Raw genomic sequence first — 14,508 nt, 5'->3', positions numbered from 1 at the left:
ACTGGTTATTAAATGGGATCGAAAAATCAAAAATAAAGGCAATGCTATTTTATCCGGTTTAGCTGCGTAGCAGCTTAAATCACGTGGCGGGTACCACCTTTGAAATTCGCTTGTCATCTTGGATCGTGCTAGCGACTCGCCCGATCGGGTGATTTATGGCAATCATTCGATCGTCAGCAATGGAGCCGCATTCCTGGGCAATAAATTCAAGACTAAGGGCAAAAAAATGCAAAAGACAGAATTTTTCTTAAATTCTGCCTTCTGAGCAATGCCTGATAAGTTTTACGTTTGAGTAGTCTGTTAGCTGAAGGTGTAGGCTGATTGCAGCGCCCACCAGATCAAGAAGCCGATTCCGCCGGCAATGACAATCGCCGAAATGGCGATCGCTATAGGACTGTCAGCTCCCTTGAACTTCATGATTCCGCGATTTAAATCTGACATGACAGTGTTCTCCCACAATTCCAGCTTGATTGTAGCTTTGCCGTGGGCGGATGGCGGTCAATTTTCACGGCAATTACTGATTTGGTTAACGGTCGGGCTGCTGAAATTGCAGGTGGGGAGTGGGTTTGGGGGGTTTACTGGGTTTGTGAAAAAAAAACTTACTAAAAAGACTTGACAAATTTAGAGAATTGAGACAATATTGTTAATACCGCAGGAAATGCGGGTGTAGCTCAGTGGTAGAGCGTCACCTTGCCAAGGTGAATGTCGCGCGTTCGAATCGCGTCACCCGCTTTAGAAGATAAACAAAATCAAGGAAACCGGAAAGTATATCGAGAAAGTTTTCGGTATAGTCCTAATGATGGTTGAAAATACCTAAGTTAGTGGTAAGATTGAATGCAGAACTTGCAAGTCAAAATTGCCGATCGGGCAATATCTCGGAACAGGCAGTTGAAAGCCTCGCTTTGGCGGAATTGACAAGTTTGATTAAGTGGATATGTTAACGATTATTTTTGCAAAAACGCTTTTTTTATCCGATCGCTAGTGCCATCTCAAAAAGCTCCCAAGATTGACTTAAACGATGAGTACCCCTGTCCTTGCCGACGCCGGGGTCGTCTAGTTCCCATAACGTTGACAGAAGCCTTTGGCTGCAACCGCTGTCAACAAATATTTGTATTGGACGAAAGTGGATACGTGATCGAGCAACTATCAACGAACTATCCTTACAAGCAGGCTTGGCGGTGGACGGGGCACCAGTGGAACAGAGCGCATCCGGGTTTGAAGGCCCATTACTTGCCACTGGCTTTGGGTATGATATTGGTGCCCCTAGTGATTTGGTTGCCCTTGGCGCTACACTCGCCGGGCCCGAATATTATTCTGTGGGCAATGGTCGCGGTGCTGCTAGCAATGCTGCCGGCGCTGATGGTATGGCTGGCTTATAGGCGTTAGCTAGATGATAATACAGGATTTTAGTCATTCATCAGATGCGGCAAATGTCGCGCGCCGCGCTTATCAAGCTTCTTTGGAGTTGGCGGCGACAAAAAGTGCCGATCGCGCGGCAGCTTTGCAGGCGATGGCGGGCTCGCTGAAACGCAGACAAAATGACATTTTAGAAGCAAATACTCTGGATCTAGAAGCGAGTCGGGACATGGCGATTCCCGAATTGATTGTGGAGTGGCTGAAGCTGACGCCGGAACGGATCAAGACAACTGTGCAAATTCTGGAACGGTTGGGGGAAATGCCAGATCCGATCGGCAGGGTGATCAATGCTTCTTATCAGGTCGATCGGTGTCAGGTGTACTGTCAGTCGCTACCGCTGGGGGCGATCGCTCTCATTTACGAGGCGTTTCCAGAGTTGGGGGCGATCGCCGCGGGTTTGTCTCTCAAAAGCGCTAACAGTTTGATTCTTAAAGGCGGCAGCGAAAGCTGGCAAACTAATGCTGTAATTGGGGAAGCTTTGGTGTCGGCGATCGATGAGGTCGGTTTGCCATCGGGATGTTTGCAGGTACTGCCGCCGGATCGGGGCGCTTCGATCAGAGAATTGGTCACTCAAGACCAATATCTCAATTTAATTATTCCCTACGGTAGACCAAGTTTGGTGCAGCAGGTGGTAAGGCTGTGTACAGCACCAGTTTTGAGGTCGGCAATGGGAAATTGTTACCTTTATTGGTCGCCGACTGGCAGTTTGGAGATGGCAAGGTGGATGATTTTGGACAGCCATCAAAGCGTTCCCGATCCTGTTAATGCGATCGAGAAAGTGCTGATCGATCGCAACCAAAAGCCTTCTTCCTTAGTCAGGCTGTGGAACAGTTTAAAAGAAAAAGGCTTTCAAATTAGCGGCGATGCGGATCTCGTCGCAGATTTCCCAGACTTGAAGCTGGCTGAAACATACGAGTGGACTCAACCGTATTTAAACAAAACCATAGCGTTTAAAGTTGTCGATAGTTTAGAGATTGCGATCGGCTGGATCAACCGCTACAGCAGCGGTCACGCTGACTGTATTGCCACTGAATCTTACTTAGAAAGTCGCCAATTTGCTCTAGATGTTAACAGCGCCTCAACTTTTATTAATGCCTCGCCTCGATTTTGGCGCTATCAAAATCGGGGAGATGCGATATTTTTGGGAATGTCCAACCAAAAAGGTTATCGTCGGGGATTGATCGGGTTAGATACGCTGACGACAATTAAAGAAATTGTTCAGGGAAACGGACTTTTTTAATCTTACAGCACTTTCCAGGTAAGTGAAGTACAGAGAAACCGGGTTTCTTGAATAAAACCGGTTTCTGGCGAGAAATCCAGAAGAAACCCGGTTTCTGGGGTGTACTTTATAAACCTGGAATCCGCTGTATATAGCAATCCTCGCATCAGTAAGGAATGAGTATTAAATAACTTGCACTCTTGAAAGTGGGATGGGCGTCCCGCCCGTCCACTCATGACGGGCGGGACGCCCATCCCACAATAACAATAAAAATTGTAAGGGGAGCATCTCATATTTGTAAAAACACTTCTTCTGGCTCCTTCCTTCTTCCTCTTCCTTCTTCCTCTTCCTTCTTCCCTCCTGCCTCCTGCCTCAAAACTCCAATTTCTAGCTTGCCTGCTTTCAATGAGATGCTCCCATTGTAAGTTATTTAATTCGCGCTCCTAAAAATATGTAGGGGTCGTGCTAATAGTGCCTACCCCAGCCTGCATCGGGGCAATCGGGCGTGGGGAGAGTCCCTACAATAATTACACAAATAATTTAGGATTGCTATAGATTATTTAGGATTGGTTATTGGGATTAAACCCAACTAAAAAGTGGGAGACTATTATCGATGCGTAAGCCTTTAATTGTTGTTCCAAAAATGTTTTTATAGGATACAATAATATCTTGGTAGAACAATCAGGCCGCCTCGCTCTCAAGCAATTTGATCGCAAGCTCCCGGATAGCCGCAGTGGAGACAGATAAAATCTCCGCATCCTGACAACAATAAGCCGCCGGATTTATGTGTGGGTTCAATCTAAAATCTGGTACGGGATCTAATTCAATTTAGAAACTTATTAAGTCACCTCAAAATCCTCTTAGCGATCGCATGAAATCAGAAAAATCACTCAATACTCTAGACAAGACGGCAACGCCGACTTTAGGCAAAGAAACGCTAATTCACCACTCGGTATATGTTAAAAAATTGCGTCCGCTGCTGCCATCAGAAGCCTTTGAAGCGAATTCCAGCAAGTTAGGGATACTGCTGATAAATATCGGGATTTTATTGTTAGGATGGGGAATTGCCGATAATCTCGATCGCTGGCCTGTCTATCTTTTAGGGCTTTACTTACCTTTAGCCGTCATCATGGGCAATAGTATCATAGTTTTGCTATTTAGCTCCCACGATTTGATGCACGGTAGCGTTCAGAAAAAGTCGCGCCTCACTTATCCGATCGCCTTTTTGGGACTAAGTATGCTGTTTATGCCACCTACTCAGTGGAAAAATCTGCACAACCTCGTACATCACAATAACACGAATTCTTTGGCAGACCCCGATCGCAACTATCTGTACCAGCAACCAGATACTTGGGGAAAATGGATTCAAAATTTGTTTGTCCCGTCGGTGGAAGTCAACCCGGTGTGGTTAATTGTAGGGATGGCGGGTTCGTGGTTAGTGCATAATTTCCGCAATCTCACCTCGGTACTGTTATTTAACGATAAATCTGTTGATTACGTACCTGCTGCCTTTACAGTTAGTCTTAAAGATAGATTGACAATCGCATTTGAATGTGTAGGAATTTTAACAATTCATGCGAGCATTTTATTCTACCTAAATTTTCATCCGCTCAAAATCGCCCTCGCCTACTTTTTGCCGATCGCAATTGGTCATGCAGGCGCAATGTTTTACATCTATACCAACCACATGGGTTGCCGGATGACCGCCATTAATGACCCGCTGATCAACAGTGCTTCTGTGCGGGTTCCTAAAATATTTGACCTGCTGCACTTGAATTTTTCTTACCACACAGAACATCATATTTTCCCCAGCATCAACTCAGACTATTATCCGATGGTGCAAGAGTTGTTGCAAATTCACTATCCCGATCGCATGAATTTAATCAATGCTGGCGACGCTTGGCGGTTGCTGGTGGAAACACCCCGGCATTATCAAGATGAAGTTACCTTCACTGATTCCTCTGGAACAATGTCTGTAAATTGCTCGATTGTTGAAGACTATAAAAGCTGAGAATTCGCATTGCAACTAACATCTTGAATTATGCTGAAGAACAGGCTTTTGGGCCTGTTCCACCAAGAATGAATTTTTTTGTGGGGAGTAGGGGTTGGGCGTCTCGCCTGCCCCAAAAATACACTCCTACATACTGATGCTATTGAGTACCAACGAAGGCTTGAGAGCAATGTAAGGAATTACTCGTTTTTGATTGTTAGCATCAATCTTTTGTTCTGCCATATTCAAATTTTGCTGGAACTGTCTGGCTAAAAGTTGGATCGGGGTTCCCGCAAAAACTTCGTCGAAGCTCATCCGGTAGAGTTCTCGGAAAGATTTATCGTAATAACCCAAACGGTCATATCGATAAGCTGACAAAGTAAACATAATTTTCAGTTGTTCAGCCGCTCGTTTGTACGGAGGAAGCAACCGTAAAATATCCTTTTCTGTAATCACTTCGAGATTGCCAGAAGCGGTAATTTTGGGAATGTCCCGGTAGGCTGCCAAGGGCATATTGGCGGCAAAAGCCATGTATTCGTACTGGGGAAAATTGACTGCTGAATGCTGCGGGCCGCAGGTGAAAATTACAGTTGTGACAATTTTAATTAATTGTTCAACTGTGTCGATTTTGCTGGGCATTCCTTTGACTTTACCGCCGTTATCAGAGGCTAATTCTTGTGCCCAGGTTTGCAGTTCCACATCTTCTGCGATCGCCTCTTGCGTCGGGTAAAAGTGTTTGAGATAGGCGGAGACAAAGGTTTCGATCGCATTCCACAGCAGCAATCCATCATCTCGGTAAGGATAGTGAGGCAGTTGATTTGGATCGTCCATGCCCCGATTTTTCAGTTCGGTTGGGAAGGCAAATTGATCCAGACTCCAGTTACTGCAAGCCTCTCTAGCTATTTCCATTGTCTCTGGCAAGCTACCGCTTAGCAAGTCATCGACTGGCCCGCCCGGAGCGATCAAATAAGAACGCGCCAGCTCGTTGTTAGTCAACATAAACCGAAAGTGCGGTTTCAGCAGCAGGCTAAGGGGGTGATTTTTAGCCAACTGTCGGGCGGTGACGATCGCGATTGGTTCCATCACCAAATGAGTTCGACCTAAATGCGAACTCATTTCGTGGTGATTGGCATCTGCTACTTGCACGCAGAGTTTCGCAAACAGCCAATCCACAGGAGGATCGAACGAGGTGTAAAGATGGCTATTTGGGGTCGGATCTAGTTGAATGGCGATCGGCACCAGTTCACCGCGATCGCGAATTCCCGTCCACCGCCAAGCGAAAAAAGCTCGCGGTTTTGGCAAGAATTTTCTGCCTTTTTCATAGCTGCCGCCTCCTATTTTTGAAGGCGCGCGATAGTGTTGGTCGCTACCCGTATAATCGGCAATGTAAATGTTTTTTTGCTGCAACTCTTGGCCCAGATCGAATAACGGGTGAAAGCTGGAAATTTGTGCCAGTGTTTGCGCCCGAGGATCGCCGGCATCTAACAAACGAAGCACCATCGGATTTGCTCCAGACAGGCGCTGTTCTGCAAAAGAGCGATCGGTTTGGTAGATTTTGGCAACAGCAGGTAGCGGCAGCAGAGTAAAGAAATCTTCATAGTCTTGGAGCTCGTCGAGAGGATCGAGAAAACTTCTCGAATCGGCCGCCAGCATATTTCCTGGAAGTTCCGATGTTGCTAGTATCCGCTCTCCAATATACTTGCTCGAAAAGTTCTCGACTGGTGGCACATCTTTCAATAATGCCAAAGGTGATAAACTCTCAAAGTCAAACTGATAAGCTTGTTGCTGCCGATTCAAGGAATCGCGACGCTGTTTTTGGTTCGGGTCGTCTTGAGGAAGAGAAGGTTTCATATTGTCTACCATTGTATAAATCAACTCTCTTTTTGTAGTAAAATATCGGAGATCATCACTACCGATCGAGGATGGAATTTAAAAAGTATTGTGCAGGCTCACGCTTGATATAGGTCTTATTCACCGATCGATAATCTTATTCCGGATTTTTTAAAGCTCAGAAAAATTCCTCAAAAGAAGGCAACACTTCTCGATCGCCCTAAATCTATGTTGAAAGGTTTCATCCTCCCGATAAGTAGCTCGCACTCAAGAACCCCGACTTCTTTGAGATGTCGGGGTTCGGGGAGTTCGGTTTTTTGAGCTGAGTCTACTCATTAGCGGTTAGGCACGAACCATTAAATATTGACCGTTGCCGTTATATTCGCCCTCGCAACTCGCGAAATTAGACACAAACCAAATCAAGTAAAACCGCCAGATGCGGCGAAATTTGGCAGAGTCGATGCCGTAGTCCAAATCTTTGACTATTTCCTGAGAATCGTCAAAGTTTTTCAACCAGTTAGCAAACGTTGTGGAGTAATTGTATCCGTTGAGATACCATCTTTTAATGGTCTTGAGGTCTTTGTTGTGGCTGGGAATTGCATCATATTTCCAGTAACGGCCGTGGGGAAAAATGTATTTGTGGGTGAAAACGCTGGATATATTGTTGGGAGTGCGAACTGTGATGATGTGAATGAAAACTTTGCCGTTATCCTTCAGGAAAGATTCTAGCTTTTGGAAAGCTTTCGTTAAATTGCCTATATGCTCAAAAACTCCGATGGAGAGAATTTTGTCAAATTTTGTCTCGAAGTTGGCGTCGTTCAAATCGCCTTCATATAGGGTAAATCGACCTGAACTAAGGTAGCTTTCGGGGTCTTGCATCTTCTGACGCATATACTCGCATTGGTGGTGGCTGAGGTTAATGCCAGTAAACTGGACATTGGGGAATTTGGAAAGAATGTAATTGGGAACGCAACCCCAGCCGCAACCAAAGTCTAAAATATTGTCGCCATCTTGAATCTCTAGCTTCTCAATCACATCATCAATCATCTGCATTTGCGCTTGTTCAAGGTTGGCTGCTCCTTTTTCCCACAATCCCATGCTGTATTTAGGATAAATAAGTTTTCCATCGCCTAACATCGGATTCAGCATTGCTTGAGGTAAGTCGTACTGAATCTTCATTAAATCCCGCGGCCCTTCGGCTGTATGGTCTGTTTCTGTTAGTACCCATTCGTAGGGTGCAAGCAGGGAGGGGAAATGCTTAAAAAAGACGGGCATACAGGTATCAAAAAGCGATCGCAATACTGAATCTGCGACTTCTAATCCGTTGATGTAAGACTCTGCTACTGCCATTTGCACCGTGTTAACTGCACTGACTGCGAGGCGGGTTGCTCCGTAGGCGATCGGACTTTTGGTATGGATATTTCCCACGATGGGAATGTGGTTTTCGATGTTTTGTAGGGCTGTTGATGAAGTCATGGTTATATTGGTTTTAAAGATGCTGCTATTCTATCTCACGAAAATTAGCTGGTTGTTAGAGAGCAAAAAAGCTGAAACTATTGTCAAGTCAGGTTTGCACAGTCAAACTTCCCAAAATCCTAAAAACATATGGCGGTTCAAGGGGATTTGATAACGGATTTATGGGGCTTTGGGTGATATTAATTTTATTAAGAATTATGTCAGTCTATTTGAGATTTGAGATTTGAGATTTGAGATTAACTCCACAGCTTGAATTGGGGTATTTTCAGGGTGAGATGAAAATTTTAGTGTTCCGTTATACCATTTTAGATTTAAGAATTGAGAATGAACGATCGGCTAAGAGTGGGACTCTTGCCTAGAGTTGCATTCTTTTTTTACAGTGGTGTCAGTTGGGCGCTTGAGGTGAGGAAACGAGAAGCAAGTGCCGATCGCGACTTATAGTTAAGGAATCAGGGATACAGAAAAAATGCCCAGAAACCGGGTTTGCATACAGGTTCAGTGCAATAACAGATGTCCGCGAGATTTCTCGCTAATTAGCTAGACGCGCCACATATGCCACAGATTCACTATCTGCCGGACGATCGCACGATCGAGATAGACGACGACGATATAATTCTCGAAGCTTCCCTGCGTGCCGACATTCCCCACACCCACATCTGCGGCGGTAGCGCCCGGTGTTCGACTTGCCGGGTATTGATTGTCGAAGGTTTGGAATTTTGTTCTCCCCGCACTTCGCCGGAAGAGGAACTTGCCAAAAAATTGCGTTTAGAACCGGAAATTAGGCTGGCTTGTCAGACACAGGTTGCGGGGGGCAAGGTGATTTTGCGCCGATTGGCGATCGATTCTGAAGACTTGGAATCATTTAACGACGAAATGGCGGGAAACTTGATTTCTACTCCTGTGGGTCAAGAGAAGAAAATTGCAATTTTGTTTGCCGATATTCGAGGGTTTACTGCGTTTGCAGAATCGCTGTTGCCCTACGATATAATTTATGTTTTAAATCGCTATTTCCAAAAAATGGGTTATGTTATCAACCGCAACGGCGGGATGATTAATAATTACATGGGAGATGGTTTTATGGCGCTGTTTGGGTTGGAAAATTCAGACAAGGCGGCCCAACAAGCGGTGAGGGCTGGGGTGGAGATGCTGGAGGAACTAGAGAAACTCAATCCCTATTTTGAGACTTTATACCGTCACCGATTGCGGATTGGGATTGGGATTCACTGCGGCTGGGTGGTGGTGGGTAATTTGGGCGCGTCGAATAGCCAGACGGTGACGGCGATCGGAGATGCGGTGAATTTGGCCAGCCGGATCGAGGCGGCTAATAAGCAAGTAGGAACGAGTTTACTAATTTCCGAGGAGACTTATCAGGAAGTGAAAGAATTGGCGATCGTCGATCGGCGCGTATTAGTTGAAATTCCGGGAAAAAGTGGCGAATATCCGCTGTATGAAATAGTCGGGATGCCACCGCTGCCCGTGGAAATTGAAGAGATTTCCGAGGTCAAAGAAAAATCTATTTGGCAAAGTTTGGTCAAAAAAATGCGTGCTTTGTATGCTATTGCGTACAATTGGATAGGGAAAATTTGGAGTCACATCAAAAAACTGTAGAGCAACTTTTTGGAGTTTGGTTATTTCTTCAATAATATGAATATTCCCAATTCAATTGTCCGCATTTTTATAATGCTCCCGAACGGTCAGATAGTCGCACAACTGCGAGATAATATTCCCGGTATTGCCAGCCAAGGAATGCTTTCTACTTTTGGTGGTGGCGTGGACAGTGGAGAAACTCCACAGCAAGCAGCAGTCCGAGAATTGGAGGAAGAAACCAGCCTAAAAAGCGATTGCCAAGTTGAATTTATCACAACTTTTCTTTACATAAAAAACAACCATCCCGAATTTATCCAAAAAAATCACCTATTTTTAGCAAAAGTTAGCAATATTGAAAAAATTGAAATTCAAGAAGGTGTGGGTTTTGTAGTTTTGAGAAAAGATGTCGATTTCGAGAAAGTCAATGCAGGGGAGGGTACTCAAATGGCTTGGAAATTGTTGCAAGAATATTTAAAATCAAATAACCTGTGTATGTAGGGTGCGGAGTGCGTAGCTTACACCATAGATAGACAATGAAAAAATACTCTCTTGCGTAAGTCCTATTTATGTCCGACTACTTAGCTGTTCTCCGGGAGGGGGATGAAACTATAATAGAGAACTTCTTTACTATGTTGTCAAATACAAACTCAGAGTACGAATTATTACTACAGCGGGCGATCGCGATCGCAGCCAAAGCTCATGAGGGGCAGGTTGATAAGGCAGGCAATCCCTATCTCGACCATCCGCTATTTGTGATGGAAAATGTAAATTCTATAGAGGAGAAAATCGTAGCGGTTCTACACGATGCTGTCGAAGATTCTGAACTTACACTCGACCAACTTAGAAACGAAGGTTTTCCTGAAGTTCTAGTAAAGGCGATCGAGGCGATTACCAAAATAGAAGGAGAAGCTTATGCAGCTTATTTAGAGCGTGTGATTGCTAACCCGATCGCACTGCGAGTCAAAATCGCTGATGTTACTCATAACCTCGATCTGCGTCGCATCGCCAATCCCACAGAGGCAGATTTTCAACGCATTGCAAAATACCAAAAAGTCCTCAGTCAGTTGCGTGCCGCCCTAAAATAATTATTAACCGCAAATATCCGCGTTAATCCGCGTGCATCTGCGGTTAAAAAATCAAATCCTAAGCCATCACCATCCCCCCATCCACATTAAAAACCTGCCCCGTTATATAAGCCGCCGCCGCATCTGCCGCCAAAAACTTCACCATCCCCGCAACTTCCTCAACTTCCCCGTATCTCCCCAGCGGAATATACTTCAAAATCTCATCAGACTTGACATCCTTAGTCATATCTGTAGTGATAAAACCCGGTGCAACTGCATTCACAGTAATCCCGCGACTCGCCAACTCTTTCGCCACAGTTTTAGTAAATCCAATTACCCCAGCCTTTGCCGCACTGTAATTAGCTTGTCCCGGATTGCCCATTTGCCCAGCAACCGAAGCAATATTAATAATGCGGCCGCTTCGCTGTTTCAGCATGATTTTACTCGCAGCTTTCGCACACAAAAACACGCCAGTTAAATTCAAATCAATTACCGCTTGCCAATCTTCCAACTTCATCCGCAGCAGCAAAGTATCGCGAGTAATGCCTGCATTGTTCACCAAAATGTCAATCCGTCCCCATTTTTCCATGACATTACTGGTGAGTAAATCTACTTGCTCAGTTTTCGAGACATCTGCTGCAAGTGCGACAGCTTCTCCTCCTGCAGCGACTATTTCTGCTACCACCTCATCAGCAGCAGCACTCGAACTCGCGTAGTTGACGGCGACTTTAGCGCCCTCTGCGGCTAAGGTTAAAGCAACGGCGCGGCCGATTCCCCGCGACGCACCGGTCACGACAGCAACTTGACCCCGCAATCTCTGAAAAGTCTCTGGTAATAATTCCATAATTGTATCCTCGCAATCTACCAGAGAATTTTGCACTAAAATCGAGCCAGAACCCAAAAAATTATTTTGTCTTATGGCAGTTCAAAAACAGTTCAGCAGTTTTGAGGAGTTACTATCGGGCTCTGACTTGCCCGTGTTGGTGGATTTTTACGCTACTTGGTGCGGGCCTTGTCAGATGATGGCACCGATTTTGGAACAAGTCAGCGGTCAGATGAAAGACAAGCTGATGGTTGTCAAAATTGACACCGATAAGTACGAACAGTTGGCGTCGCAGCATCACATTTATGCTTTGCCGACTTTGGTGTTGTTCAAAAATGGCGCTGAGGTCGATCGCATTGAGGGAGTTATGCAAGCGGCGCAGTTGATCGATCGAGTGCAACCTTTCTTGTAGTTAGGGTATTTTACCTTAATTAAGACATCTCCAACAAATAATCTCAAGCTTTTAAGCGAGATGTAGGGGTGAAGCATTTGGGCGACAATTTATGTTGAAAACAAAAGTGTTTGATGTCCAAATGCTTCACCTTCTTCCCAGCCCATGCAATTCGACAATTTCACCTGTTGTTATCTCCTCTATCTTTACTGGTGCTTCAAATGATTTAACTTTAAATTTTAGACAATCCCAATTATTGGCATATTTATCGTTAAAGTAAACTGCTATGGTATCTCGTTGCTGGATGAAAAAATCCTCAAGCTGACAAACATTAGTTATTATGCGATCTGCCTCTCTTCCGATGTTGATGCTAGTTCCAGCACCTGTGATGCCCCCTCCCATCGGTATCAACAAGCGACCGCCAGGAGTTTGAAGAACAGTATTTATACTAGCTTTCCGAAGACTATCAATATCCCTGTCAGAGGCATTGTATGTTAACCCATCAACGCCCTTTAGAGCGTATGGTTCGATTATTTCAGGCCAATTCTCTTCGAGAATTCTTAGTAAGTCTTGATTTGTAAATCCTCCCCGGTGTGGATGAATATCGATTAAATACATTCTTGCCGTATGGGAGTGTGCAATAGCAAATAATAGATCGTCTGTTCGTTCAACAAATCCCTGACGCTTTGGATGAGGGTTAGTACCTAAATGGAAGTGAAATATTCCCCAGTCGTAAAACATGAGGTCTTTGTAGTTTGGATTATCGCTCTGTGTGCTGAGATAAGGTTTTAATATTTGACCAGACTCAGCTTTCTCAATAAACTCCTGCAAACCTAATGTAATTTCCTGTGGAATATTTTTGTTAGCCAATTCTTTAGACTGCTTAACAGTCCATACAATAGTTGGTGGTATTCTTAGCGAGAAATTGAGATACCTTGTCAAAACGGTATCAAGGTCTTCTTCATATTTTGGAGGATGACCTAAACTACAAAGCTCTTGGGTAATTATTTCTTTAAAATCAGCAAGAAAGTTTATTTGTGCCATGATCTACTGTCTTCTCCACCTAACTTATAATTGTATCGCAGTTGCCATATAGTTACCATTAGTGAAACGCGATCGCTTCTCTGCGGTTTATTTAAGTTGTTTTACTTACCATTTTAACCGTCAATCATGAAAACACCAAGCCACGCTATTATCAATCTGGCAATTCTCGGCAAACCGCAACTGCCGCAAGCTAATCTAATTATTGTTATCGGCGGAATTTTGCCGGATATTCCAATATTTTTATTTTACTTTTGGGCGAAATACATTGCTCGCTTGCCCCCAGCTACAATTTGGTCAAAAGCATATTATGAGCCTTTTGTGCAAAATATTGTGGCTCTGTTTCATTCAATTCCCCTAGCGGTTATTGGTTTGCTAATTGCTTATTACTTTGGCTGGCAAAGCGTGCAAATTCTGTTTATCAGCAAGATCCTGCACTCTATGGGAGATTTGCCCGTCCACAATGACGACGCTCACCGCCACTTTTTTCCGTTCAGCAATTACCGTTTTATCAGTCCGATTTCTTATTGGGATAGGAAGCACTACGGGTCAATTGTTTCTCTATTGGAAATGTTGTTAGTGATGCTGTCAACTTACCGCGTTTTTGGTTTTGTTAATTCTTATTCTGGTAAAGGATTGTTGATTTTTGTCAATGCTTTTTACTGGGCTGGCGCGGTTTATTTTCAGGTGCGAGATTTATTTAAATTCACTTCCCAAAGATGAAAGATGAACTCAAAATTACAAATTAGGAATTAGCAATTAGCAATTACCATATTCTTAACTACGCCGAATATTAAAACAACACCAATCTTGGCGCTTCCATAGAGTAGCGACAATCCAGCCGTGCTGTTCGAGAGTGTCAGCAATTGGTTTAGCTTGTTCGAGCAAAATGCCGCTGAGCACGGCCCAAGTAGTGGGTTTGCTAATTGCAGTGAACTGCGGGATTAAATCGATGATTACTTCTGCTAAAATGTTGCATATCAAACCGTCGATCGGCTCATCGACCATTTCTTTGAGGCGATCGATACTTCCGAGCTCTGCAACCAACTGCTGAGAATTAACGCGGTTGAGCAGTCTGTTGCTAATGGTCGATCGCACTGCCAAAGGATCGGTATCCAAAGCATAAACTTTTGTAGCGCCCAACAACACCGCGCCGATCGACAAAATACCCGATCCGCAGCCAATATCCGCAACTACGTGCTCTTTATCATCAAAACCGAGACGCATTTCCAGCGACTCCAGACAAAGTTGAGTAGTAGCGTGAGCACCAGTACCGAAGGCCACACCGGGATCTAAACGCAAAATAACGCGATCGGTATCAGTCGGTAAGGGCAACCAAGCCGGATTAATTAAAAAGCGATCGCCCACTTCTTGAGGCTGCCAGTGCTCCTTCCAAGTGCTGCCCCAGTCTTCCTCTTCAATCAAATCCCACTGCATCGCAGGTAGGGGCAAACCTGCACACAGAGCATCTTGGCGCAGCCACAGAGACAGGGCGGCCAAATCCAGCAATCCTGCCTGTTCTTCGGGCAAATAAGCCGACATCAGACAGGAATTGCTTTTGATCTCAGTAGCAGTTCCCCGACAGTTAAACCGTTCCAGACGCCAAAAGATGATATCTTCCAGCGCCGGATCGCAAAGAATTCTAATTTCCCACCAGCTATGTGCCATAAC

The 14,508-nt window shown here is 44.6% G+C and carries 14 protein-coding genes and 1 tRNA gene; 9 read left to right on the top strand and 6 right to left on the bottom strand.

What is annotated here, in order from left to right:
* Positions 1-300: 300 nt before the first annotated feature.
* Entirely contained in the window at positions 301-441 is a 141-nt protein-coding gene (locus QUA50_RS01610) for a hypothetical protein (RefSeq protein WP_172188980.1), read from the bottom strand.
* A gap of 219 nt (positions 442-660) precedes the next feature.
* Between QUA50_RS01610 and QUA50_RS01605 the strand changes: the two genes are divergently transcribed.
* The 4 genes from QUA50_RS01605 to QUA50_RS01590 all read left to right on the top strand — a co-directional run bounded on the left by QUA50_RS01605 (position 661) and on the right by QUA50_RS01590 (position 4,646).
* Positions 661-732: transfer RNA gene (locus tag QUA50_RS01605), tRNA-Gly, on the top strand.
* 249 nt (positions 733-981) lie between these two features.
* Positions 982-1,386, top strand: coding sequence for a hypothetical protein (locus tag QUA50_RS01600; protein ID WP_333105204.1), 405 nt, complete (start codon positions 982-984; stop codon positions 1,384-1,386).
* Positions 1,387-1,390: 4 nt separating this feature from the next.
* Positions 1,391-2,656, top strand: a complete 1,266-nt coding sequence (locus QUA50_RS01595) for a glutamate-5-semialdehyde dehydrogenase (protein ID WP_333258732.1) — start codon at positions 1,391-1,393, stop codon at positions 2,654-2,656.
* 850 nt (positions 2,657-3,506) lie between these two features.
* On the top strand, positions 3,507-4,646 hold the full coding sequence (locus QUA50_RS01590; RefSeq protein ID WP_333258730.1) for a fatty acid desaturase: 1,140 nt from the start codon (positions 3,507-3,509) through the stop codon (positions 4,644-4,646).
* Positions 4,647-4,772: 126 nt separating this feature from the next.
* On the opposite strand, the gene QUA50_RS01585 is transcribed toward QUA50_RS01590, so the two are convergent.
* Positions 4,773-6,476: a lipoxygenase family protein gene (locus tag QUA50_RS01585; RefSeq protein WP_333258728.1), complete on the bottom strand. Its 1,704-nt coding sequence runs from the start codon at positions 6,474-6,476 to the stop codon at positions 4,773-4,775.
* Between the two features lie 321 nt (positions 6,477-6,797).
* Complete coding sequence (locus tag QUA50_RS01580; RefSeq protein WP_333258726.1) at positions 6,798-7,931, bottom strand: class I SAM-dependent methyltransferase; 1,134 nt, start codon at positions 7,929-7,931, stop codon at positions 6,798-6,800.
* Between the two features lie 552 nt (positions 7,932-8,483).
* Here QUA50_RS01580 and QUA50_RS01575 point away from each other — a divergent pair.
* The 3 genes from QUA50_RS01575 to QUA50_RS01565 all read left to right on the top strand — a co-directional run bounded on the left by QUA50_RS01575 (position 8,484) and on the right by QUA50_RS01565 (position 10,603).
* On the top strand, positions 8,484-9,539 hold the full coding sequence (locus tag QUA50_RS01575; protein ID WP_333258724.1) for an adenylate/guanylate cyclase domain-containing protein: 1,056 nt from the start codon (positions 8,484-8,486) through the stop codon (positions 9,537-9,539).
* Between the two features lie 36 nt (positions 9,540-9,575).
* The gene (locus QUA50_RS01570) at positions 9,576-10,016 is read left to right on the top strand and encodes an NUDIX domain-containing protein (RefSeq protein ID WP_333258722.1); all 441 of its coding nucleotides are present in this window, start codon (positions 9,576-9,578) and stop codon (positions 10,014-10,016) included.
* 131 nt (positions 10,017-10,147) lie between these two features.
* The gene (locus QUA50_RS01565) at positions 10,148-10,603 is read left to right on the top strand and encodes an HD domain-containing protein (RefSeq protein ID WP_333298464.1); all 456 of its coding nucleotides are present in this window, start codon (positions 10,148-10,150) and stop codon (positions 10,601-10,603) included.
* A 58-nt stretch (positions 10,604-10,661) separates the two neighbouring features.
* Here QUA50_RS01565 and fabG read toward each other — a convergent pair whose 3' ends face one another.
* Positions 10,662-11,426: a 3-oxoacyl-[acyl-carrier-protein] reductase gene (gene fabG / locus QUA50_RS01560; RefSeq protein ID WP_172188962.1), complete on the bottom strand. Its 765-nt coding sequence runs from the start codon at positions 11,424-11,426 to the stop codon at positions 10,662-10,664.
* Between the two features lie 73 nt (positions 11,427-11,499).
* On the opposite strand from fabG, the gene trxA reads away from it, so the two are divergent.
* Positions 11,500-11,817 (top strand): thioredoxin, encoded by a 318-nt coding sequence (trxA, locus tag QUA50_RS01555; protein ID WP_333056552.1) that lies wholly within the window; start codon positions 11,500-11,502, stop codon positions 11,815-11,817.
* A 126-nt stretch (positions 11,818-11,943) separates the two neighbouring features.
* On the opposite strand, the gene QUA50_RS01550 is transcribed toward trxA, so the two are convergent.
* A complete protein-coding gene (locus QUA50_RS01550; RefSeq protein WP_333258719.1) occupies positions 11,944-12,840 on the bottom strand; it encodes a hypothetical protein in 897 nt (298 codons plus the stop codon).
* Between the two features lie 126 nt (positions 12,841-12,966).
* Here QUA50_RS01550 and QUA50_RS01545 point away from each other — a divergent pair, with 126 nt between their 5' ends.
* The gene (locus QUA50_RS01545) at positions 12,967-13,560 is read left to right on the top strand and encodes a hypothetical protein (protein ID WP_333258717.1); all 594 of its coding nucleotides are present in this window, start codon (positions 12,967-12,969) and stop codon (positions 13,558-13,560) included.
* A 54-nt stretch (positions 13,561-13,614) separates the two neighbouring features.
* On the opposite strand, the gene prmA is transcribed toward QUA50_RS01545, so the two are convergent.
* The gene (gene prmA / locus QUA50_RS01540; RefSeq protein WP_333258714.1) at positions 13,615-14,505 is read right to left on the bottom strand and encodes a 50S ribosomal protein L11 methyltransferase; all 891 of its coding nucleotides are present in this window, start codon (positions 14,503-14,505) and stop codon (positions 13,615-13,617) included.
* Positions 14,506-14,508 lie beyond the last annotated feature (3 nt).

Origin of the sequence: Microcoleus sp. M2_D5, from assembly GCF_036701935.1 — a bacterium.
GTDB lineage: Bacteria > Cyanobacteriota > Cyanobacteriia > Cyanobacteriales > Microcoleaceae > Microcoleus.
This window is presented reverse-complemented; position numbering and strand designations above follow the sequence as displayed.